This is a genomic window from Pseudarthrobacter woesei, from assembly GCF_055412745.1.
Genome location: NZ_JBVAYU010000001.1, coordinates 409,065 through 428,296, shown reverse-complemented (window position 1 = coordinate 428,296; position 19,232 = coordinate 409,065). Strand labels below are relative to the sequence as shown.

Genomic DNA, 19,232 nt, shown 5'->3' with positions numbered 1-19,232 from the left:
GAGGCTCCCGAGGCTGCGGCGTCCGGTGGGACCGGGAGTGCGGATTGCCTGGGGTGTTCCGCGGGCCCGCGTTCCGTATGGTGGCTCACCGGACCCGCCCTCCTTCGCTGACGCTGGCTCCGCTGATCCGGATGTCCACCCGGCTCAGCCGGGCACCGCTCAGTTCGGTCACGCGGTGCAGGATTTCAGTCTTGGCAGCCACGGCCCTGTCCCAAATGGGGCCGCCGAAGGCTGCGACCCTTCCCGGATCCCGCAGAACGGCGGTCAGCGAGGGCACGGTGATGGGCGCGACGAGAGACAAGGCCAGCAGGCCGTCGTCGTCGGACCACTCGGCCCGGACTTCCTGCGCCGTCACACCGAGAGCCTCCGCCGCGGCGGCCCGCGCCAGGCTGGTCAGGGCCTGGGTGCTGATGCGGTTGTGTCCGGCCAGTGCGGCGTTGCGGACCACGGCCCCAGCCGAACCGCTCATGAGGAGGAACGCCTGCCTGTGAGGGCGTCGAGCACGCTGCGCAGGTCCAGTTTCCCTTCCGCGGCGCGGCCCAGGAGGGCTCCGATTCCCATGAACAGCAAGGCGCCGAGGAATCCCCAGACACCAAACTGGAAGGACATGAACGCCACAAAGGCGCCTGCTGCGATCCCCACAACGGTCAGATTCACTGGATTGCCTCCCTTGCCGGCCGGGTTTCGCCGGGGGTGCCGGACTTGGCCGGGCCCGGCACGTATACATCATGGATCTCTACGTTGACCTCGATGACCTGGAGTCCGACGAGTTCCTCGACGGCCGAGTACACCGCGGCCCGGATCTGGTCCGCCAGTGCGTGCAGGGGTGTGCCGTAGACCGCCACCAGATCGATATCCACGGCGACCTGGGTTTCGCCCACTTCGGCGCGGACGCCGGCGGCGTGGTCCGAGCTACCGACAGCCTCACGAAACGCCCCGAGGGCGCGTGACGGGCCGGATCCCAGGGAATAGACACCCGGGACTGCGCGGGCGGCGATGCCGGCGACCTTCGCGACGGCGGCTTCCGAAATCACGGTGCGTCCGCCGCTGCCTGCCGGTGCGACGGTGGGCATCTCGGGAACGGAGCCCGCTACGGGCTGGGAATTCTGGTATTCCATGAGGCACTCCCCTTCTCTTTGAGACCACCCTAGCCTCTGCCCCCGACAAGGTGGCGGCTTGGCGCAGGGAACGCCGCAAAGTCCGGTCTCAGGGCGGATCCTTCGGCGCACCTGCGTCAGCAGTTGGCCTGCAGCCAGGCATCGATCGGTGCGATGGACTGATCGAACTCTTCGCTGTTGAACCTGGCGAAGTCCTGCCCGGCATCGTCCGCGATGGACTTCAGCTTGTCGAAGGAGTCCTTGAGCTCGGCGGGCACCTGCCCCTGCATCTTCGCGAGTGCCTCCTTTGCCTTTTCGACGTCGGCGGTGTCCTTGCCGGTGGCCGCGGCCATCGGCAGGACCAGCACGGACAGCACGGTGGCGCTGACCGCTCCACAGGCCTCGGCGATGTTGCCGAAGCCACCCAGCCCGCTGCCCCCGGGCGCACTGGCGCCGCTCCCGGCACTCGGGGCGGCAGCGTCCGGAGCGGCAGTGTCCGGCGTCGCCGTGGGCGCGGGCGGGGCGGAGGCGGACGACGGCGATTGGCTGGCTGGCGATTGGCTGGAAGCCTGGCCAGACTGTGCCGGTCCCGAACACGCGGCCAGTGCCAGTATCAAGACCAAGGCCCCCGCGATCGAGCCCCAACGACGTTTCTGCGACGCGAACTGTCCCATGCCTGCCCCTTCACGGAATTCCGGTGACACCCGGCAGGGTCAGGCTACCGCCGCGGCAACACCGCTGAACAGGGCCGGGGAGCCCGGGTTCGGCGGCGTTCGGCGGCGTTCGGCGGGTATCGGCGCTATTTGCAGTTCGCGGCGAGCCAGCCCTGCACCGGCGCCATGGCGTCCTGGAGCTTCCCGCTGGAGAAGACCGTCTGGTCCTTCACCCCGGCAATGGCCGTCTGGCTGAGCGTGGCGAAGTCGGCCTTGACGGTGTCCGGGACCATTTCCGCCGTGCGGGCCAGTTCCGCCTTGGCCTGCTCCAGTTCAGCCGTTTTGCCTTGGGCTGCAGAGAGCGGCAGGAGGGTGGCACCGGCGGCCTGCTCGGAGATTTTGGCGCACGCAGCGGCCGCCGTCGGGAATTCTCCGTACGGGCCGGAGGACTTGCTCGGAGTCGCCTCCGCGGACGACGGAGCGGAAGTGGCCGCCGCGGAGGAAGGCGTGCTGCCGGCCTCCGGCGCCGAGCAGGCGGTAAGGGCCAGGGAGGCGAGGAGGGCGGTGACGGTCAATGGGCGTGCAATATTCTTCAGGATCACGTTTTAGGAATCACTTTTCGGTTGAGATTGCACCGCCGGCCCGTTCAGGCTGCTGGCGGCCTTGGCGTTCTTTCCCCAGCGTGCGAGTCTAGCCCGGTTGGCTCCCACGCCCCACTCGGAGTTCCGGGCCAGCAGGGGAAGACCTCGGCCCAGGAGCCGCCGAGCGGGGATGGACAGCAGAAGTTACCAGTGGGTAATATAGGGGGTCTGATTGTGACCTGGTTCATAGCACCGCAAAATACGGACCCACTGCCCATCAAAGGAGATGCCCGTGTCAGCGCCTAAGAAAACCCTCATGGGGGCCGTTCTGGCCCTGTTGCTGTCCGGCCTGACGGCCACTTCCCCCGCTTCCGCCGGCACCGTGGATGTCTCCCCGCCCGGCGCCAACGACTGGTCCTGCAAGCCCTCCGCCGAGCACCCCTACCCTGTGGTCCTGGTACCCGGGACGTTTGAGAGCATGGCCAAGAACTGGGCCTTGATGTCTCCGTACCTGAAAGACCTCGGCTACTGCGTGTTCGCCCTGAACTACGGCACCACCAACGGAGTGGACGCCACAGGCCCCATCGACGGCTCGGCCGGAGAGCTTGCTCCGTTCGTGGACGGCGTACTGGCGGCCACAGGCGCCAAGAAGGTCGACCTTGTGGGGCATAGCCAGGGCGGGATGATGCCGCGCTACTACATGGGCTTCCTTGGGGGCGCCAAAAAGGTCAACCACCTCGTGGGAATCGCCCCCTCTAACCACGGGACGCAGACCCTGATCGTTCCGCCGCCGGGGGCACTCGATCCTGCGGTGGGCACCGCCGGCGGCGCGTGCCAGGCGTGTCTTGACCAGCAGGCGGACTCGGCATTCCTGACGGAACTGAACTCCATCGGCGACACAGTCCGCGGACCGTCCTACACAGTCATCTCCACCCGGTATGACGAGGTCGTGACACCGTACCAGAGCCAGTTCCTGGCCGGGGATGCCAGCCAGGTCACCAACGTCACTATCCAGGACAAATGTCCACTGGACACGATCGAACACGACCAGGCGCCCAACGACCCCGTGGTCCAGCAGTGGGTTGCCAACGCCCTCGCCCAGGAGGCAGCCCCGGCACAGCGCACCTTCCAGCCCGCCTGCCTCTAAGCACGTCTGCCTGGCTCCTGGCCGAATAACTGGCTGCTTCGTTACCGCCCTATGGCCCGCCATAAGGACAGTTACGGAGCAGCCGGTGGCGTTAAAGAAGAAAAGCACCAGTTCCGAAGAACTGATGCTTCCCAGTGGTGGCTCCGACCGGCGTCGATCCGGTGACCTTTCGATTTTCAGTCGAACGCTCTACCAACTGAGCTACAGAGCCTAGGTGACGTGTCACCATGACAGCCGGAATTTCTTCTGGCAATCAGAGCGACCCTGACGGGACTTGAACCCGCGACCTCCGCCGTGACAGGGCGGCGCGCTAACCAACTGCGCTACAGGGCCTTGCTATTTTCTTGCTTCTCTGCAGTATCGCTACCGCAAATTTTCAAGGCCTTTAGCCTACCAGACTTTCACATCCGGACTGACCAGTTCCCTGCGTACCCCCAACGGGATTCGAACCCGTGCCGCCGCCGTGAAAGGGCGGTGTCCTAGGCCGCTAGACGATGGGGGCCAGAACGCCATCCGGTTAAAACCACTGAAAAAGGGGCAAAAACTAAGGGCCTAAGCCGTTCATTTTTGTCCTTTCGAGTTCCTCCGAACTGGACTATAAAACTATAAGGGCAGACCCCCGAATTATCCAAAATCGGCGGTCGCCACTTTTCGGGTGCGCTCAGGTCCCCCGGATCGAGTTCCGCTGCGCCCGCTCCACGTCGCCCGCCGAAGCCAGGTCGCCTGTGGCCCGCAAACCCGTGATGACGCCGCCGGTGTCGGCCGCCGAGCGGTTCTGGCTGAGCTTCTGTTTCGCCTCCACCCGCGTGATGACAAGTTCGACGCCGACAATCGCCCGGAGCTGGCCGGCGACGAAGCGGGCGGGTGCGTCATCGACGGTCCAGGGCCGGTCCGAAGATGCTTCATGCAGCGTGGTAAGCCGCCGGACCAGGTCTTCAACCCAGGCCGGGTCGTCGTGGATGACGAGCCTGCCGTAAACGTGCGCGGTGGTGTAGTTCCACGTTGGGACAACCCGGCCGTGTTCGGCCTTGGACGGGTACCAGGACGGGGAAACGTAGGCGTCGGAGCGCTGGATAATGGCAAGGGAGTCGCCCAATGCCGGCAGCAGCCACTGTTCATTGTTGCGGGCAACATGGCCCAGCAGCGCTCCGTGCTCGCCCACCTTCGGGTCATGGACGAACGGCAGCAGGGTGGCGAGCAGTCCGCGCTCGGTCGACGTCACCAGGTTGGCCGCCCCGGGGTTCGACAGTAGATCCCTGACGGTGTCCTGGTCTGCGGCGAAATGTGAAGGGACGTACATGGGTGGGGTTCCTTTTCAGAGCTGTTGTGCGGGACGGCTGACTATCTCAGGCTACGAGCATGATGGCGAGGGTAACCATAACCAGGGCAATTCCGCCGTCGAGCACACGCCAGCTGCCGGGCCGGGCGAACACCGGCGCGAGGAACCGGGCTCCGGTGCCGAGGGCGGCGAACCACGCCATGCTGCCGAGTCCCGCGCCGGCGGCAAACCACCACCGCCCGTCCGGGCCGTGGGTGCCGGCCAGGGACCCCAGCAGCAGGACGGTGTCCAGGTAGACGTGGGGGTTCAGCCAGGTCAGCGCCAGGCAGGTCCCCAGGGCGGCCGCCCACGTCCCCTTGTGACCGACGGCCAGCTGGGCCGCCTGTGTTCCGCGGATGGCCCGCCAGGCAGCCATCCCTCCGTACGCCAGGAGGAAGGCGGCCCCCGCCCAGCGCACCAGCTCGAGAACGCCGGGCGCCCGCTCTATGAGGACGCCCACCCCGGCCACGCCCAGCACAATCAGCACAAGGTCCGATACGGCGCACACGGCAACAACCAGGAGCACGTGGGAGCGCTGGACGCCCTGGCGGAGCACGAAGGCGTTCTGCGCACCGATGGCGACGATGAGGGACAGCCCGCTTGCCAGGCCCGAAACGAGAGAGAGGATCACACAAGCCACGCTAACGGGCGCGGCTACATGAAACCAGTTAACTATTCTTGGCCAACCTAAGATGGGCTAATGATCGATATCCATCCTGACCAGGCCCGGACCCTGGCTGCCATCATGGCGCACGGAAGCTTTGAGGCCGCCGCCAGCCACCTCTCGATCACGGCGTCGGCGGTGAGCCAGCGCGTCCGCGCCCTCGAGGTCGCCGTCGGCCGGCCGGTGCTGAAACGGACCCGTCCTGTCGAGCTCACCGCGTCCGGCCACGCGGTGGTGCGCTTCGCCCGGCAGCTGGACATGCTCTCCGCCGATCTGGCCGGGGAGCTGCAGCCCGGCGCTCCGCCAGCCAGCGTCCGGCTCTGCCTGGTCATCAACAGCGATTCCCTGCACACCTGGGCGCTGCCCGGCCTGGCCGCGGTGGCGGGCACGGTCCAGCTGGAGATACTGCGCGAGGATCAGGACTACTCACTGGAACTCCTCCGCAGCGGGGCTGCAGCCGCTGCCATCACCACCACGGCGAAGGCGGCTCCGGGCTGCTCCTCCCGGCGCCTGGGTATTATGCGCTACCTGCCGGTCTGCACACCGGACTTCGCCGCCCGGTGGTTTCCCGGCGGGGCGACGGCGGACACGCTCGCCATCGCCCCTGTCATCGTCTTCGACCGCAAGGACGACCTGCAGGACCGCTACCTGCGGAGGGTGAGCCGCAAAGCCCTCCAGCCGCCACGGCACTACGTCCCGGCTGCCCACGAGTTCGGCGAAGCCATCCGCTGGGGAATGGGGTGGGGACTACTCCCCGAAATTGAGGTCGCGGACGAGCTGAAACGCCGTACGCTGGCCTCGCTGGACCCGGCAGCGCACGTGGATGTGCCGCTCCACTGGCAGCAGTGGCGGCACGGATCGGCCGCCCTGGATGAGGTCGCGGCGGCCATCCAGGCAGCCGCCCGCCCGCTCCTGTGAGCCCGCCGGGGACGGGCGCACCGCGGCTGGCAGGAACTCGACTAGACGTGACCGATTTCCGCCAGTCCCCGGGCCGTTGCACGGGTTAGATTGGCAGCATGGCAACAACCGCCCAGACAGGCTCCCCCCGACCGGACAGCACGCACCCGGACGGCACCCACGAAGTGCCGCTTCACGCTCCGGCCCCGCTCCCCGCACAACAGACCCTTCAGCCCGGCCAGATCAGCCGGATCGGCATCGCCGCCGTCATCGTCACCGTGGTCCTCTGGGCTTCCGCATTCGTGGGGATCCGGGCCGTGGGCCCCAGCTTCTCCCCCGGCTCCCTGACCCTCGGGCGGCTGGCGATTGCCGCCGTCGTGCTGGGCCTGGTGGTGCTGCCCAAGCTCCTAAGGAACAGCAACTTCCCCCGGGGCCGCGAATGGTGGCCCATCCTGGCGTACGGCGTTATGTGGTTCGGCGGCTACAACGTCGCGCTGAACGCCGCCGAACACCTCCTCGACGCCGGCACCGCTGCCCTCTTGATCAACGTCAACCCGATCCTGATCGCCATCATGGCCGGGGCGATCCTCAAGGAGGGCTTCCCGCGCTGGCTGATCATCGGCAGTCTTGTGGCGTTCGGCGGGGTTGCGGTGATCGCGCTCGGTTCGGGCCAGCGCTCGACGGCGGACGCCGCCGGGGTGTTGCTGTGCCTGCTGGCGGCGGCCCTCGCGGCGGTCAGCGTGATTGTGCAGAAGCCGGTGCTGCGGAAGTTCCCCGCGGCCCAGGCCACGTGGTTCGGGATCATGGTGGGCGCCGTCTGTTGCCTGCCCTTCAGCGGCCAGCTGATCACCGAATTGCAGGCGGCGCCGCTGCCGGCCACCCTGGGACTCGTCTACCTCGGCGTCTTCCCCACCGCGGTGGCCTTCACCACCTGGGCCTACGCGCTCTCAATGATCGACGCCGGCCGGCTCGCCGCCACCACGTACCTGGTGCCGGGCACCACAATCCTGATCTCCTGGCTGGTGCTGGGCGAGATCCCGACCGTCTGGGGCCTGGTCGGCGGCGCGATCTGCCTCGTGGGCGTGGCCCTGACCCGGCGCCGGTCCCGCTAGTTTCGGCGCTACAGTTCAGCTATGTCCCCTTCGCTGCCGCCCGGCCTGCCCATCGTCCCCGATGACCCGGACAGCCCGGACGGTGGCGGGAACGGCGCCGGCCATACTCATGCCCCGTTCCCGATGTCGGAATCCGATTTCGACGCCGCGGTGAGCGACGCCCTGGACCGGATCCCGCCGGAACTCGCCAAGACCATGAACAATGTGGCCATCTTCATCGAGGACGACTACACACCGCAGCCCGGCGAGGACCCGGACACCGTGCTTCTGGGACTCTACGAAGGGGTGCCGCTGACCGAGCGGGACTCGTGGTGGGACGCCGGCTCCCTGCCGGACCGCATCACCATCTACCGCCGGCCGATCCTGGAAATCTGCGAATCCCGCGAGGACGTCATCGAGGAAGTCACCGTCACGGTGGTCCACGAGATCGCGCACCACTTCGGCATCAGCGACAACCGCCTGCATGAGCTCGGCTGGGGCTAACCGTGTAGGCATGGGACACGGCCACAGCCACTCACACGGCATCCCGGGCTCTGCCACTGGCACTGCACCGCAAGCGCCTGGTCGCCGTCCTGGCCGCCCTCCCCGCCGTCGTGCTGGTCCAGGTCATTGGTGCGGTGGCCGCCCTGGCGCCTAGGAGAGCACGTCTTTGGTGACGAACCTGCTGTAGGCGAGCGCCCCGAACACGGCGACGTAGCCTCCCTGCAACACGGCGTTGGTAACGAATGATTCCCAGGCGACGGGCTGGCGGAGCAGATCGGCGAAGTCCAGCCAGTAGTGGCTGAACAGCCAGGGGTGCAGCCAGTCCAGCTGCGGCAGGGCGTCGAGGACCTGCGAGACGACCGACAGCACCACGGTGGACGCCATCGCCCCCACCGGAACATCCGTAAGCGTGGACAGAAACAGCCCGATCGCCGAGAGCCCCATCAGGGAGACGGCGAGATACGCCGCAATCAGCAGCAGCCGCAGCAGCGCCTCGCCCGCCCCGATCGCGTCACCGGAAAGCAGCGTCACCGGCCCCACCGGGAAGAGCGCCGCACCGATGGCGGCGCCGGCCAGGGCCACCACGAGCGGGGCCACGACGGCGAACATCACCGCTCCGGCGTACTTCACGAGCAGGAGCCGGACCCGGCCCGCGGGCGCCGCCAGCAGGTACCGGAGGGTTCCCAGCCCGGCCTCGCCGGCCACGGTGTCGCCCGCCACCACGCCCACTGTCAGCGGCAGGAACAGCGGAACGGAGACGAGCATCGCGGTGACGCCGACAAACAACCCGTTCTGGGTGATCCGGTCCAGGAACGCCGGGCCTCGTCCCGCCGGCACCGCCGAGGACACCCTCACCGCCACGGCAATCAGGATCGGAATGGCCGCCAGCGCACCAAGCATGGCCCAGGTCCTGCGGCGGCGGAAGAGCATCCCGAGTTCGGAGGCGAGCAGCCCCCGCCCCCAGTGGTGCGGCCGCGCGACGGGGCGGCCGGCCGGTCCGGGGGACGATTCGGCGGCGCGCCCACGGGAGGTGTCACTGGACAACGTCGAAGCCTTCCCCCGTGAGCGCCACGAAGCGCTCCTCCAGGCTGGCCTGCTCCGTCGCGAAGCCCCGGATCCGGACGCCGGCAGCCACGAGGGCGGCAACCACATCCTCGGATGCCACGCCGCCGCCGTTGGACGTCGCGGGGAGAGGCGCAATCAGCACTTCGCCGGCGCTCAGGGGCCCTGCGGCGCCGGAACCTGCGGCAGATCCGTTGCCGGAAGCGCCGTCGACCGTAAGGCCCAAACCGGCCAGCACCCGGGCCGCGGCGCCCGGGTCGGGCGTCAGCACGCGGATCCGCGCCTGCCCGGCCTGGCGCAGCTCCGCGAGGGTCCCCTGGGCCACCAGCCGGCCGGCGCTCATGATGGCCGCATGGGTGCAGATTTGTTCCACCTCGGCCAGCAGATGGCTGGACACAAACACGGTGGCGCCGTCGGCCGCGAGCGAGCGCACCAGGCTGCGGACCTCCCGGGTGCCCTGCGGATCCAGGCCGTTGGTGGGCTCGTCGAGGACCAGGAGCTCGCGGGGTGCCAGCAGGGCGTTGGCGATGCCGAGCCGCTGCTTCATGCCCAGCGAGTAGGCCCGGACCTTCTTGTCCGCGGCGTGCGTCAGCCCCACGCGTTCCAGCGCCGACCGGACGCGCGCCTTCCGCGTGGCGGCGGGGACCAGCGGGTCCGCGGCGTCGAAGCGCTGCAGGTTGGCGGCGCCGGAGAGGAACGGGTAGAACGCGGGGCCTTCGACGAGGGCACCCACCCGCGGCAGGACCTCGTGCAGCTGCCGTGGCATCTCCTGGCCCAGGAGCCGCACGGAACCGCCGGTGGCCGCGGCGAGACCGAGCATCAGCCGGATGGTTGTGGTCTTGCCCGAGCCGTTGGGGCCCAGGAACCCGAAAACGGAGCCCTTCGGCACGGCCAGGTCCACGCCGTCGACGGCCAGCTGACGGCCGAAGCGTTTACTGAGATTTGTGGTCTCGATGCTCAGTTCCGTGGCCGGAGCGACGGCGGTCACTCGGCGGTCACCGGGCGGGTCACCGCGGTGCGGCTGCGGCCTGGAGCCGCTCCAGGGGGACGGCGCCGGCGAAGATGCGCCCGTCGTCGAGGATCAGCACATTCAGCAGCGAGGTGGACACCAGCCGCCCGCCCGGGACGGCAACCGCGGCCTGTTCGAACAAGGACGCGGCTCCGGACGCCGGCCCGCCTGGCAGCGAGGGATCAGGCTCCAGCGGGTTCCCCGCCGCGGGGCCGGGAGCCTGGTCCGTTGCCTGGCCGGGCATCGCCACGGTCCCTGCCGGGAAGCCGATCACGGATTCCCAGCCGGTGCCGGTGACGCTGGGCCGCGCCGCGTCCTTCGCCTCGGGTGACATGCCCGACGGCGGTGTGGCGGCATGGGCCTTGTGCTCCGGAACAGGAATCTCCTTCACGGTGGCCCCGGGCGGCGGGGTGAACTCAAAGATGGAGGAATCGGGGGCCTCGAGTTTGAGGCTCGTGAATGCCACCTTGAAGGCGGGATCCGATTGTCCGCGGGCGTTCAGTTCGACGCCGAGCGGCAGCCCGCTGGCGCCGTCGACGGAGATCGCGATGGAGGCCACCAGTGTGGCCGTGGATTTGGGGGTGAGGACGAGGTTGTACGCGGCCCGTCCGGCCACTTGGACGTCCGCACCCACCCTCACGTCGGTGGAGGCGTCGAGTTTGGCAAGCAGTTTGGCGGCCAGGTCCCCGGGTGTGGGAATGGTACCGGGACCGGGCAGGTCCCCGGCAGCGTGGCGCTGACCCGCATCGGCCGGAAGCTGCGCGTGGGCCGCGGTGTTGTCTTTGGAATTGTAGAACCAGAGCTCATTGCCGTGCCGGACGGCATTCCGTTCCGCCATCCTGTCCATGACCTGCACCCGGGCGTTCTCGGGGCCGTCGAGGTAGACCCGGGCGGTGTGCGGACCCGTCAGCAGTTCCAGCCAGGCGGTGTCGGAGGAGACCCCGCCCGGTCCGGTCTTCGGCAGCGGCGGCAGGCCGATAGCGGAGGTCTGCTCCAGGCTTCCGGAAAGGGCCTTCTCGTTATGCTGGGCGATCATCAGCAGCACCTGCTGCGGGGTCTTGGCCGGCAGCGGATCCCCGGCGCTCGCCGGAAGCGGGCCCACCAGCACCCCGGCGGCGATCACAGCGGGGACGGCCGCAGCGGGCATCCAGCGCAACCATTTGCGCGTCACAGGGACCGCGCTCCAACTTTGCAGCTCATGGTTCAACAGTACGCCTGCCTGGTGCCGGCAACACCTCCTCCGGGCGATTGATCCGGGCCGGCTATGGCAGCACCGACAGGGTCAGCTCCACAGCACCGAGCAGCAGTGCGAGAACGGACGTGCCCAGCCCGGCGATGAGCAGCAGCCCCGGATGGGCCAGCCCCATCAGCACCCGCCGCAGCCGGGGCCTGCCGCGGAGGAATTTCTTAGGCACGCGGGCGCCCGCCGGGTCCTGTTTCCAGCCGCGCAGCCGGCGGAGGAACCAGGCGCAGCGGATGATGAAGGCGAGCCACAGCACCGACACCACGAGCGGAATCGCGGCCACCAGCAACTGGAAGCCTAAGGAGGTGACCTCCCGTTCCGAAGCCTGTTCGTTGGTCCCCACCAGCGACTGGATGGTGGTGGAGATGGAGGCGCTCATGACCACGGACACGCCCCAGACGAGGAACGCCGCCGTCAGGGCGAGGAAGCGGACGAAGAAGTGGCCCAGCACCGAGTCCCGCGGCGGCTTAAGGTACCTTCGGGGCGTCGCGTGCAGCAGGGTGAGCGTCGCCAGCAGGGTGGGCAGCGCAGCCATTCCGACCAGCACGTACCAGGACCAGCCCGCGAGGTCGACGAATTCGTCGGCCATGATCAGGGCCGCCCAGAATCCGGTCCAGGCCCAGCCTGCGGTGAGCGGGTGCCGCACCAGCCAGCCGGGGAGCCAGGCGTCGTCGTTCCCTGCCGGCGGCAGCGGCGCGCGTTGTGCGGCTACCGGCGCGGCGTCCTCAGTCCCGCCCGGCGTCGGCGCGCCCGTGCCGTGCTGATCGCTCATGGCCCCACTCTAGCTAGGCCGGCGGCCCGGCGTCGGGCGTCACGGTGCCGGCGGCCCCGTCGACCGTGATGTTGTTTCCGGTGGCGATCCTGGAGGTGGCGTCGGGCACGCCCACGACGGCGGGAATCCCGTATTCGCGGGCGACGACGGCGCCGTGGGAGTTGGGTCCGCCCATCTCCATCACGAGTCCGCCGGCGGTCAGGAACAGCGGCGTCCAGCCCGGATCAGTGGACGGCGCCACCAGGATCTCGCCGGGTTCCAGCTGCGCCCCCTGCGGGTCCATGATGACACGGGCCCGGGCGGTGACTGTTCCGGCCGATGCCGGGGTGCCGGTGAGGACACCCGTACCGGCCCCTCCGGTAACGCCGGAACCGGTGTTCAGCGCTTCGGGCTCGGTGCCGTCCGAGAGCAGCACCCGGGGAATGTGCCGGCGGCCCAGTTCCTCTTCATAGGCGGTGCGGCGCTGCGCCACGACGCCGTGCAGCTTTGCGCCGTTCAGACCTGCCCGGGCTTCGATCAGGTCCAGGAAATAGACGTCACCGGCGTCGTCGATACATCCCGTCGCGGCCAGCTCGGTTCCGACGGCGGCGAGCTGCTCGCGTACCGAGGCCAGGGCCTCCACGATGTGGTACTTCGGCAGTTCGCGCAGCCCGGCAAACAGCCGTGTCCGTTTCAGCGCGGCCCGCACCAGGGCGGCGCGAAGCCGGCTCCGCTCCCCCGCCGCGGCGATGAGGCTGCGCACACTCTCCTCGGCTTCCCGTGCCGCCTTGCTGAACTGCCGGTCGGGGGCCAGGGCGGGATCTTCCAGCCGCAGATAGTTGGCCAGGACGCCGAGGATATGCGCCGGGTCATCGGACCAGCGGGGCATCCCGACGTCGATTTCGGCCACGGCCCGGTGGCCGTAGCGGTCAAGGAAGCCGGCGAGCCCGGACTGCACGACGGCGGGAAGCCCGCGGTCCCGGTAGCGGCGGACCAGCTCCGGCAGCGGCTCATCGGCGAACACCGCGGCGGATCCGGCGTCGTCCCGGACCGCGGAGGCGAGCCGCCAGAGCGCCAGGTCCATTTCGGTGGTCACATTGTTGGGCAGCCCCCGCAGTACCGCCTGCAGCTCGCCGGGTTCAGTGCGGCGGCCCAGGAGTTTGCCGGCGGCGGCCAGCAGGGCGAAGCCCAGGGCTGGCAGCGGAAGCACGTTAGGTACCACGGGGAAGAGCTCCTGGCCGAGGATGCGCTCGGCGTGGTCAAGCCGCTGGACCGGGGTGGAGCCGGCCGGCACCACGAGGGCGGCCCGGAACCGCTCACCGAACCGCTCAAGGTGACGGAGGGCCGCCTCCGGGCGGAAGAGCGCGCGCAGCAGCGACTCCGGGACCCTGGCACGGGCCGCCACGGGAGCGACGTGCCGCAGCACCCGGAACGGGGACTTGATGGTGACCGAGAACCGGGGATCCTCGAAAAGCCTGCGCAGCACCACGGCGGAGCGGGACTCCATAACGTCGAAGACGCGTGGGACGATCGCGCGGCCCGCGGAGCTGCGGACCACGGGGGTCAGGTCGAAGAACAGGCGCTGGCCGGCCTGGAGATACGGTGAGGGCCCGTCACGGGGTTCGGGAACCTCGAAGTGGGCCGCCCGGGCCACCGACGAGGCGATCAGCCGGAAGCCGGCCAGCCCCATCGGGGTCAGCGGGCGGGTCAGGCCCTGGGCGAGGCTGAAGCACAGGTAGACACGCAGCCCTTCCTTGGCCGGCGGCTTGTCCGGCTGCGGGTACAGGGTGGTGACTGGGCGGGACTGGGTCAGCCACGGCACCCCATCGCCGTCGATAGCCCATTCGAGGTCCTGCGGCGAGCCGAAGTGCACTTCGGCACGCCGGCCCAATAATTCGAGCGCGGCAAGCTCGGCGTCGTCCAGGCAGGGGGCGGATCCGCCCGCGGGCTGCTCGATCCGCTCCGTTCCCCCGCCGGGCAACGGCCGGATGGACAGGCCTTTGCTGCCGATCCGGCGTTCGAGGATCCGCTGGCTGGCGCTGTCGACAACGAAGTGGTCCGGATTGACGGCCCCGGAAACCACTGCCTCGCCGAGTCCGGGGCTGGCGTCGATGACGGCCTCGTGCCGCCTTCCGGTCACCGGGTTCGCCGTGAACAGGACCCCGGCGACGGCGGCATCCACCATGCGCTGGACCACCACCGCCAGGGACACAGTCGAGGGGCTGATGCCGTGGGTTGCCCGGTAGCTCACGGCCCGGTCGGTCCACAGCGACGCCCAGCACTGCCGGACGGCGGCCAGCACGCCTTCCGAGCCGACGACATTCAGGTACGTGTCCTGCTGCCCGGCGAAACTGGCGAGCGGCAGATCCTCGGCGGTTGCCGAGGACCGCACCGCCACGGGGACGTCGGCGCCGAGCGCCGTATAGGCGCTCCGGACGGCATCGGCGATGTCGGCGGGGACGGCGGCGGCCAGGACCAGGTCACGGGCGCTGCCGGCGAGACCCGCGAGCGCGGGCAGCTCGTCGGCGGCCGTCGCGGAAAGGGCCGCGTGGATGGCCTCCAGCCCCGCGGACGCCATGGCCCGCCGATAGGCGTCGGTGGTCAGGCAGAATCCGGCGGGAACCGGCAGCCCGGCCCGTAGCAGTTCACCCAGGTTGGCCGCCTTGCCGCCCGCCCGGGGGAGCATGTCCTTGTTCAGCAGCTCCAGCACGAGTACCAGCGCGGGCAGTGATGCGTGACCCGGCGTGTCCGTGCTGCGGAACTGTTCCATCGGCAGGCCTCCCTTCGGCGCGGAAGGACGGGTCTGGGCGTCCCGGTGCGCCTAGTCGCCGAGGATGGGGCCGAAGCTGGCCCGGTCCGCCAGCCGGGGATCGTCCCTGTCCGGGACCACCATGACGGGGCCCTTCGCGTGGTGCAGGATGCCGTCCGTGGTGGAGCCCAGCATCATTCCGGCGAAGCCGCCGCGGCCGCGGGTTCCCACGACCAGCAACTCCACATGCCGGCTGGCCTCGACGAGGATGTCGACGGGAGAGCCGTCCACAAGCTGCGTCTCGACCGTCAGCCGCGGGAAGTGGCTCCGCGTCCAGGCCAGGCCGGCGTCGAGCTGGATTTTAATGTCGGCGAACAATGCCTCGCGGTCCATCGGGGCGGGTACCCAGGCCAGCGAACCGCTGTACTGGGGCACGGCACAGACGAGCCGGAGCGGCGCCGAGAGCCGTTCCGCCTGGGCCGCCGCCTCCAGGACTGCCACCCGGGCCTGCTCGGAACCGTCCACTCCCACGACCACAACGTTCTCGACCGGCACATGGCCGGTCTTTGCCTGCTCGGCCCTGACGTGCTTGTCATCCGTGGTTTCGCCCAGGCGGTCCGCACAAATCAGCGGCACGGTGACCGTCGGGCACTTGGCGTGGGCCGGCAGCGCGCTGCTGACCGAGCCCAGCAGCCTGCCCACGAATCCGCCGCGGCCGCGGGTGCCGAAGACCAGGAGCTCTGCGGTTTCGCTCATTTCCAGCAGGACACCGGAAGCATCGCCGTTTTCGACGGAGGCATCGACGTCGATGTTGTAGCCGGCGACCTTGTTCACGGCGTGCTTCAGGATGGCCTCCGCGCCTTCGCGGATCACCGAATCGTCCACGGTGGCGTAGCCGCCGTCGAGCCCTGAAGCGGCGAAGATGGGAACCGAATAGGCCGTCACAATGTGCAGCGGGCGACGGCGGCGTTCGGCTTCGCGGGCCGCCCACACCAGGGCGCACTGGCTGTGGTCCGAGCCGTCCACACCAACCACGATCCCCCGGGGAGCCACGGACTCGCCGTCGGGCTCCGCTGCCGGATCCGGATGCACCTGTTCTCGGCCCATGGGGTCCGCCTCCTCGCGATTCTTGCCTGATGTTGCGGCTATTCTGCCAGAGGTGCCCGTGTACAGGGTCCTCGGCCGGCATCCACCGGCCACGTTCCCCGGAATCGGCCTACAAAACCCCTGGTTTTCCCCACTATTCTCGGTTTGGCGGGAACTGGCAAGCGGCATCCCGGGCGGCCCGCGCCGGCGCCCGGGCCAGGGTTTTACCCAGTGTTTACATTGCGTTTGATGAGCGTTGAAAGGCACGGGATGACGGCGTTGTGAGCCCCTTGCCCCCGGCGGAAACCCCGGGAATCCGCTGCTCAAGCAACGTTTCGTTGGCTCTATCCAAGGCGGCGAATCTTAGGTAGTCTTCGAGGCATTGCTGAACCGAGACCCGTCTTTCAGTACGAAGCTCCGCAATGGGGCTACGTTGGGACCGGGCAAACGGATCGCCTTCGGGGTATGGCCCCGAGGTTGGCATCATTCGAGGAAGGACCCTGCAGTGTCGAGCATGCCGCTAGCCGGGGGTATCGAACGGACCACCGCCATCGTCATCGGCACGGGGCTCTCGGGCCTGGCCGTTGCCAGCGAACTGCAGCGCCGCGGCGTGGACTCCATCATTGTGGACGGACTGGATCTGCTGGGCGCCGGCCACCCGGCCAACACCTCCTCGCTCCAGCGCTGTGACGCGGCCGACGCCGCCACCCTCAGGGAGCGCAACGAAATCCTGCGGCACCTGCGGAACTACGCCAGCAGCCACAAGCTCGATGTCCGCAACAACGTCCGGGCGCAGCGGCTGGATCACCTCGAGGCCGGCGTCAGCGGCCCCACACAGCGGTGGGCCGTGCGCACCCCCGGCGGGGTCCTGCTGGCGGACCACCTCGTCCTGACCCGCTGCGCCCACAGCCAGCTGCGCCGGATGCTCTCCGAACTGGGCCTGGCCGCCGGGCAAAACCTGATGGCAGCCATGCACGCGCTCGGGATGTACCTCGTGGGGGTCGGCGACCTCATCACCCCCACGCCCAAGGAAGTTCTCCGCCAGGCGAAGGTAGTGGGCCAGGCGATCTCGGCCAAAGTCCACCCCGACGGCGTGCCCTCAGTCCTGGCCGGGAGATTCGCCCTGGCGGCGCCGGCCTGACAGCCCTACTGCAACGCGGGGTCAGTTACGGCCCATCAAAGGGCGCCGGATGGGCGCGAAGTGACCCCGTATTGCTTCTATTCAGCTTCGGGGCCGTTCTGATCGGGGCCGCCGAGGCGCCGCTTAGCCATCAGGCCCAGGACGACCACGATGCCCACGGCCGTCCCGACAAAGATCACGATGCTCCAGGGGAACGGCTCGGACGCGTTCGCCGAGCGCTCCGGCGTCGACGTGATGCCCGGCTGGGCGGTGCCCAGCGTGGGGACAGTTGCCCCCGCCGTCGAGCCGGCCACCCCGGCCGTGGCGGTAAAGGTGAAGCTGCCCTCGATCGGGTGGGAGTCGGAGCTGACCACGCGCCATACCACGGTGAACACCCCGGCGGGGGCGCCGGACTTGAGCTTCTGGGAGGCGACGCTGTCCACGATCTCGACGCCGCCGTCGGCCCAGTTGGTTCCGGCCGCGTCGTTGACGAGGATCTGCGAGCCCAGGGCCAGCGGGGCCTTGTTGAAGGTCACCGAAACCTTCTCCGGCGGCGTTGGCACCGTGGCGCCGGCTGCCGGGCTGCTGGACTCGGAGGCGTCGTGGGCGGAGGCCGGGGCCACGGCACCGAGCACGGCGGCGGCGAGGATGAGGGCACCCAGCAGGGCGCTCAGAAGCTGTCGGATGAGGCGCATGGAAAAGGCTACTCCTAGTGTTGGCTTGCTTACAGACTAGGCGAAATGGGCCGGCGGCCCCGGTAGCGCCCAATAGGATTCAAGTAACCACCCACGTCTCCCGGAGGACCAATGCTCAAGCAGGGCTCTGCACTCGACCGGTATTTCAGGATTTCCGAGCGGGGGTCGAACGTCTCGCGCGAGATCCGTGGCGGCTTCGCGACGTTCTTCGCCATGAGCTACATCGTGGTGCTGAACCCGCTGATCCTCTCCGGCCCCGATTCCTCCGGCAATACCCTCGGATTCCCCGCCGTCGCCGCCGTCACGGCCTTCGTGGCCGGCATCCTGACCATCCTGATGGGAGCCTGGGCCAAGCACCCGTTCGCGCTGGCGACCGGCCTCGGCGTCAACGCCTTCGTCGCCGTCACGGTGGCCACCAATCCCGGACTGACCTGGCCGGACATGATGGGCCTCGTTGTACTCTCGGGCATCACCATGCTGATCCTGGTCCTCACGGGCTTCCGGACCGCCGTCTTCAAGGCCGTCCCGGCAGGGCTGAAGACCGCGATCGTGGTGGGCATCGGCTTGTTCATCGCCCTGATCGGACTCGTCAACGCCGGCTTTGTCCGGCGCATCCCGGATGTCGCCGGGACCACCGTCCCGGTCGGCCTGGGCTTCGACGGCAAACTCCTTGGCTGGCCCACCCTCGTGTTTGTGTTCGGGCTGATCCTGACCATCGCCCTCGTGGTCCGCAAGGTCAAGGGCGCGATCCTGATCGGCATCGTCGCCTCGACCATCCTGTCCGTGATCCTGGAATTCACGCTGCACATCGGTCCCAGCTTCGACGGCAAGACCTACAACCCGCAGGGCTGGTCCCTCGTGGCCCCCAAGTTCTCCGAATGGGCGGCCCCGGACCTGTCCCTGATCGGCAAGGCCAACCCCTTCGGCGCTTTTGAACACCTCGGCTTCGTGGCCGCCACCCTGCTGGCGTTCGTGATCCTGTTGAGCATCTTCTTCGACGCCATGGGCACCATGGTGGGCCTGGCCACCGAGGCCGGCACCATCGACAAGGACGGCAACATCCCCAACGTCGACCGTGTGCTCCAGATTGACGCACTCGGCGCGATCATCGGCGGCGGCGCCTCGGTCTCCTCGAACCAGATTTACGTCGAATCCGGGGCCGGCATCGGCGAGGGCGCACGCACCGGCCTGGCCTCGATCGTCACCGGCCTGCTGTTCCTGGTGGCCATGTTCTTCACCCCGCTGATCAACCTCGTGCCGTTCGAGGCCGTGGCACCTGCCCTCGTCATCGTCGGCTTCATGATGGTCTCCCAGGTGGGCAAGATCGACTGGCAGGACTGGGGCATCGCGATCCCGGCGTTCCTGACATTCACCCTGATGCCGTTCACCTACTCGATCGCCAACGGCCTCGGCGCCGGCTTCATCACCTTCGTCCTGATCCGCACCTTCCAGGGCCGCGCCCGCGAGGTGCACCCGCTGATGTGGGCCGTCGCCGCGGCGTTCCTGCTGTTCTTCGCGATCGGCCCGATCGAGGCCGCCCTGGGGATGCACTGACCCTTTCGGTC

20 protein-coding genes and 3 tRNA genes are annotated in these 19,232 nt (G+C 68.8%); 6 read left to right on the top strand and 17 right to left on the bottom strand.

What is annotated here, in order from left to right; all coding sequences use genetic code 11:
- Nucleotides 1–85: 85 nt before the first annotated feature.
- From ACZYZE_RS02075 to ACZYZE_RS02055, 5 genes are all read right to left on the bottom strand, one after another.
- Entirely contained in the window at nucleotides 86–469 is a 384-nt protein-coding gene (locus tag ACZYZE_RS02075; protein ID WP_459317782.1) for a hypothetical protein, read from the bottom strand.
- Nucleotides 466–657: a hypothetical protein gene (locus ACZYZE_RS02070; RefSeq protein WP_459317783.1), complete on the bottom strand. Its 192-nt coding sequence runs from the start codon at nucleotides 655–657 to the stop codon at nucleotides 466–468. The genes ACZYZE_RS02075 and ACZYZE_RS02070 overlap by 4 nt, the downstream gene beginning before the upstream one ends.
- Nucleotides 654–1,118: an Asp23/Gls24 family envelope stress response protein gene (locus tag ACZYZE_RS02065; protein WP_459317784.1), complete on the bottom strand. Its 465-nt coding sequence runs from the start codon at nucleotides 1,116–1,118 to the stop codon at nucleotides 654–656. The genes ACZYZE_RS02070 and ACZYZE_RS02065 overlap by 4 nt, the downstream gene beginning before the upstream one ends.
- 116 nt (nucleotides 1,119–1,234) lie before the next feature.
- Nucleotides 1,235–1,771, bottom strand: a complete 537-nt coding sequence (locus ACZYZE_RS02060; RefSeq protein ID WP_463905948.1) for a hypothetical protein — start codon at nucleotides 1,769–1,771, stop codon at nucleotides 1,235–1,237.
- 125 nt (nucleotides 1,772–1,896) lie between these two features.
- Entirely contained in the window at nucleotides 1,897–2,352 is a 456-nt protein-coding gene (locus ACZYZE_RS02055; protein ID WP_463905947.1) for a hypothetical protein, read from the bottom strand.
- A gap of 271 nt (nucleotides 2,353–2,623) precedes the next feature.
- Here ACZYZE_RS02055 and ACZYZE_RS02050 point away from each other — a divergent pair, with 271 nt between their 5' ends.
- A complete protein-coding gene (locus ACZYZE_RS02050) occupies nucleotides 2,624–3,478 on the top strand; it encodes a lipase family alpha/beta hydrolase (RefSeq protein WP_459317787.1) in 855 nt (284 codons plus the stop codon).
- A gap of 135 nt (nucleotides 3,479–3,613) precedes the next feature.
- Here the strand turns inward: ACZYZE_RS02050 and ACZYZE_RS02045 are convergent.
- The 5 genes from ACZYZE_RS02045 to ACZYZE_RS02025 all read right to left on the bottom strand — a co-directional run bounded on the left by ACZYZE_RS02045 (nucleotide 3,614) and on the right by ACZYZE_RS02025 (nucleotide 5,427).
- Nucleotides 3,614–3,689 (bottom strand) — tRNA-Phe (locus ACZYZE_RS02045).
- A gap of 48 nt (nucleotides 3,690–3,737) precedes the next feature.
- A tRNA-Asp gene (locus tag ACZYZE_RS02040) sits at nucleotides 3,738–3,811 on the bottom strand.
- A gap of 96 nt (nucleotides 3,812–3,907) precedes the next feature.
- Nucleotides 3,908–3,980, bottom strand: a tRNA-Glu gene (locus ACZYZE_RS02035).
- Nucleotides 3,981–4,139: 159 nt separating this feature from the next.
- Nucleotides 4,140–4,778, bottom strand: coding sequence for an FMN-binding negative transcriptional regulator (locus ACZYZE_RS02030; protein WP_463905946.1), 639 nt, complete (start codon nucleotides 4,776–4,778; stop codon nucleotides 4,140–4,142).
- Between the two features lie 46 nt (nucleotides 4,779–4,824).
- Nucleotides 4,825–5,427, bottom strand: coding sequence for a LysE/ArgO family amino acid transporter (locus ACZYZE_RS02025; protein WP_463905944.1), 603 nt, complete (start codon nucleotides 5,425–5,427; stop codon nucleotides 4,825–4,827).
- A 69-nt stretch (nucleotides 5,428–5,496) separates the two neighbouring features.
- Between ACZYZE_RS02025 and ACZYZE_RS02020 the strand changes: the two genes are divergently transcribed.
- From ACZYZE_RS02020 to ACZYZE_RS02010, 3 genes are all read left to right on the top strand, one after another.
- Nucleotides 5,497–6,378: an ArgP/LysG family DNA-binding transcriptional regulator gene (locus tag ACZYZE_RS02020; protein WP_459317790.1), complete on the top strand. Its 882-nt coding sequence runs from the start codon at nucleotides 5,497–5,499 to the stop codon at nucleotides 6,376–6,378.
- 98 nt (nucleotides 6,379–6,476) lie between these two features.
- Nucleotides 6,477–7,469 (top strand): DMT family transporter, encoded by a 993-nt coding sequence (locus tag ACZYZE_RS02015; RefSeq protein WP_459317791.1) that lies wholly within the window; start codon nucleotides 6,477–6,479, stop codon nucleotides 7,467–7,469.
- Between the two features lie 21 nt (nucleotides 7,470–7,490).
- A complete protein-coding gene (locus ACZYZE_RS02010) occupies nucleotides 7,491–7,952 on the top strand; it encodes a metallopeptidase family protein (protein ID WP_463905943.1) in 462 nt (153 codons plus the stop codon).
- Between the two features lie 150 nt (nucleotides 7,953–8,102).
- Here ACZYZE_RS02010 and ACZYZE_RS02005 read toward each other — a convergent pair whose 3' ends face one another.
- From ACZYZE_RS02005 to ACZYZE_RS01980, 6 genes are all read right to left on the bottom strand, one after another.
- Complete coding sequence (locus tag ACZYZE_RS02005) at nucleotides 8,103–8,882, bottom strand: ABC transporter permease (protein WP_463906163.1); 780 nt, start codon at nucleotides 8,880–8,882, stop codon at nucleotides 8,103–8,105.
- Between the two features lie 103 nt (nucleotides 8,883–8,985).
- The gene (locus ACZYZE_RS02000) at nucleotides 8,986–10,002 is read right to left on the bottom strand and encodes an ABC transporter ATP-binding protein (RefSeq protein WP_463905941.1); all 1,017 of its coding nucleotides are present in this window, start codon (nucleotides 10,000–10,002) and stop codon (nucleotides 8,986–8,988) included.
- Between the two features lie 19 nt (nucleotides 10,003–10,021).
- Nucleotides 10,022–11,170, bottom strand: coding sequence for a LolA family protein (locus tag ACZYZE_RS01995; RefSeq protein ID WP_463905940.1), 1,149 nt, complete (start codon nucleotides 11,168–11,170; stop codon nucleotides 10,022–10,024).
- 115 nt (nucleotides 11,171–11,285) lie between these two features.
- Entirely contained in the window at nucleotides 11,286–12,038 is a 753-nt protein-coding gene (locus tag ACZYZE_RS01990; RefSeq protein ID WP_459317795.1) for a hypothetical protein, read from the bottom strand.
- Between the two features lie 13 nt (nucleotides 12,039–12,051).
- Nucleotides 12,052–14,787, bottom strand: coding sequence for a PEP/pyruvate-binding domain-containing protein (locus ACZYZE_RS01985; RefSeq protein ID WP_463905939.1), 2,736 nt, complete (start codon nucleotides 14,785–14,787; stop codon nucleotides 12,052–12,054).
- A 51-nt stretch (nucleotides 14,788–14,838) separates the two neighbouring features.
- On the bottom strand, nucleotides 14,839–15,873 hold the full coding sequence (locus ACZYZE_RS01980) for a universal stress protein (RefSeq protein WP_463905938.1): 1,035 nt from the start codon (nucleotides 15,871–15,873) through the stop codon (nucleotides 14,839–14,841).
- Nucleotides 15,874–16,366: 493 nt separating this feature from the next.
- Here ACZYZE_RS01980 and ACZYZE_RS01975 point away from each other — a divergent pair, with 493 nt between their 5' ends.
- Nucleotides 16,367–16,993, top strand: a complete 627-nt coding sequence (locus tag ACZYZE_RS01975) for an NAD(P)/FAD-dependent oxidoreductase (RefSeq protein ID WP_459317924.1) — start codon at nucleotides 16,367–16,369, stop codon at nucleotides 16,991–16,993.
- 77 nt (nucleotides 16,994–17,070) lie between these two features.
- Here ACZYZE_RS01975 and ACZYZE_RS01970 read toward each other — a convergent pair whose 3' ends face one another.
- Complete coding sequence (locus ACZYZE_RS01970; RefSeq protein WP_463905937.1) at nucleotides 17,071–17,667, bottom strand: copper resistance CopC family protein; 597 nt, start codon at nucleotides 17,665–17,667, stop codon at nucleotides 17,071–17,073.
- A 111-nt stretch (nucleotides 17,668–17,778) separates the two neighbouring features.
- Between ACZYZE_RS01970 and ACZYZE_RS01965 the strand changes: the two genes are divergently transcribed.
- Nucleotides 17,779–19,221 carry an NCS2 family permease gene (locus ACZYZE_RS01965; protein ID WP_463905936.1) on the top strand — a complete coding sequence of 481 codons (1,443 nt, stop codon included), beginning with the start codon at nucleotides 17,779–17,781 and terminating at the stop codon, nucleotides 19,219–19,221.
- The last annotated feature ends 11 nt before the right edge of the window (nucleotides 19,222–19,232 follow it).

Coding starts and splice junctions, on each gene's coding strand:
- ACZYZE_RS02075 (WP_459317782.1), bottom strand. CDS start 469: ATGAGCGGTTCGGCTGGGGCCGTGGTCCGCAACGCCGCACTGGCCGGA.
- ACZYZE_RS02065 (WP_459317784.1), bottom strand. CDS start 1,118: ATGGAATACCAGAATTCCCAGCCCGTAGCGGGCTCCGTTCCCGAGATG.
- ACZYZE_RS02060 (WP_463905948.1), bottom strand. CDS start 1,771: ATGGGACAGTTCGCGTCGCAGAAACGTCGTTGGGGCTCGATCGCGGGG.
- ACZYZE_RS02030 (WP_463905946.1), bottom strand. CDS start 4,778: ATGTACGTCCCTTCACATTTCGCCGCAGACCAGGACACCGTCAGGGAT.
- ACZYZE_RS02020 (WP_459317790.1), top strand. CDS start 5,497: ATGATCGATATCCATCCTGACCAGGCCCGGACCCTGGCTGCCATCATG.
- ACZYZE_RS02015 (WP_459317791.1), top strand. CDS start 6,477: ATGGCAACAACCGCCCAGACAGGCTCCCCCCGACCGGACAGCACGCAC.
- ACZYZE_RS02010 (WP_463905943.1), top strand. CDS start 7,491: ATGTCCCCTTCGCTGCCGCCCGGCCTGCCCATCGTCCCCGATGACCCG.
- ACZYZE_RS02005 (WP_463906163.1), bottom strand. CDS start 8,882: ATGCTCTTCCGCCGCCGCAGGACCTGGGCCATGCTTGGTGCGCTGGCG.
- ACZYZE_RS01995 (WP_463905940.1), bottom strand. CDS start 11,170: ATGCCCGCTGCGGCCGTCCCCGCTGTGATCGCCGCCGGGGTGCTGGTG.
- ACZYZE_RS01990 (WP_459317795.1), bottom strand. CDS start 12,038: ATGAGCGATCAGCACGGCACGGGCGCGCCGACGCCGGGCGGGACTGAG.
- ACZYZE_RS01985 (WP_463905939.1), bottom strand. CDS start 14,787: ATGGAACAGTTCCGCAGCACGGACACGCCGGGTCACGCATCACTGCCC.
- ACZYZE_RS01980 (WP_463905938.1), bottom strand. CDS start 15,873: ATGGGCCGAGAACAGGTGCATCCGGATCCGGCAGCGGAGCCCGACGGC.
- ACZYZE_RS01975 (WP_459317924.1), top strand. CDS start 16,367: ATGCCGCTAGCCGGGGGTATCGAACGGACCACCGCCATCGTCATCGGC.
- ACZYZE_RS01970 (WP_463905937.1), bottom strand. CDS start 17,667: ATGCGCCTCATCCGACAGCTTCTGAGCGCCCTGCTGGGTGCCCTCATC.
- ACZYZE_RS01965 (WP_463905936.1), top strand. CDS start 17,779: ATGCTCAAGCAGGGCTCTGCACTCGACCGGTATTTCAGGATTTCCGAG.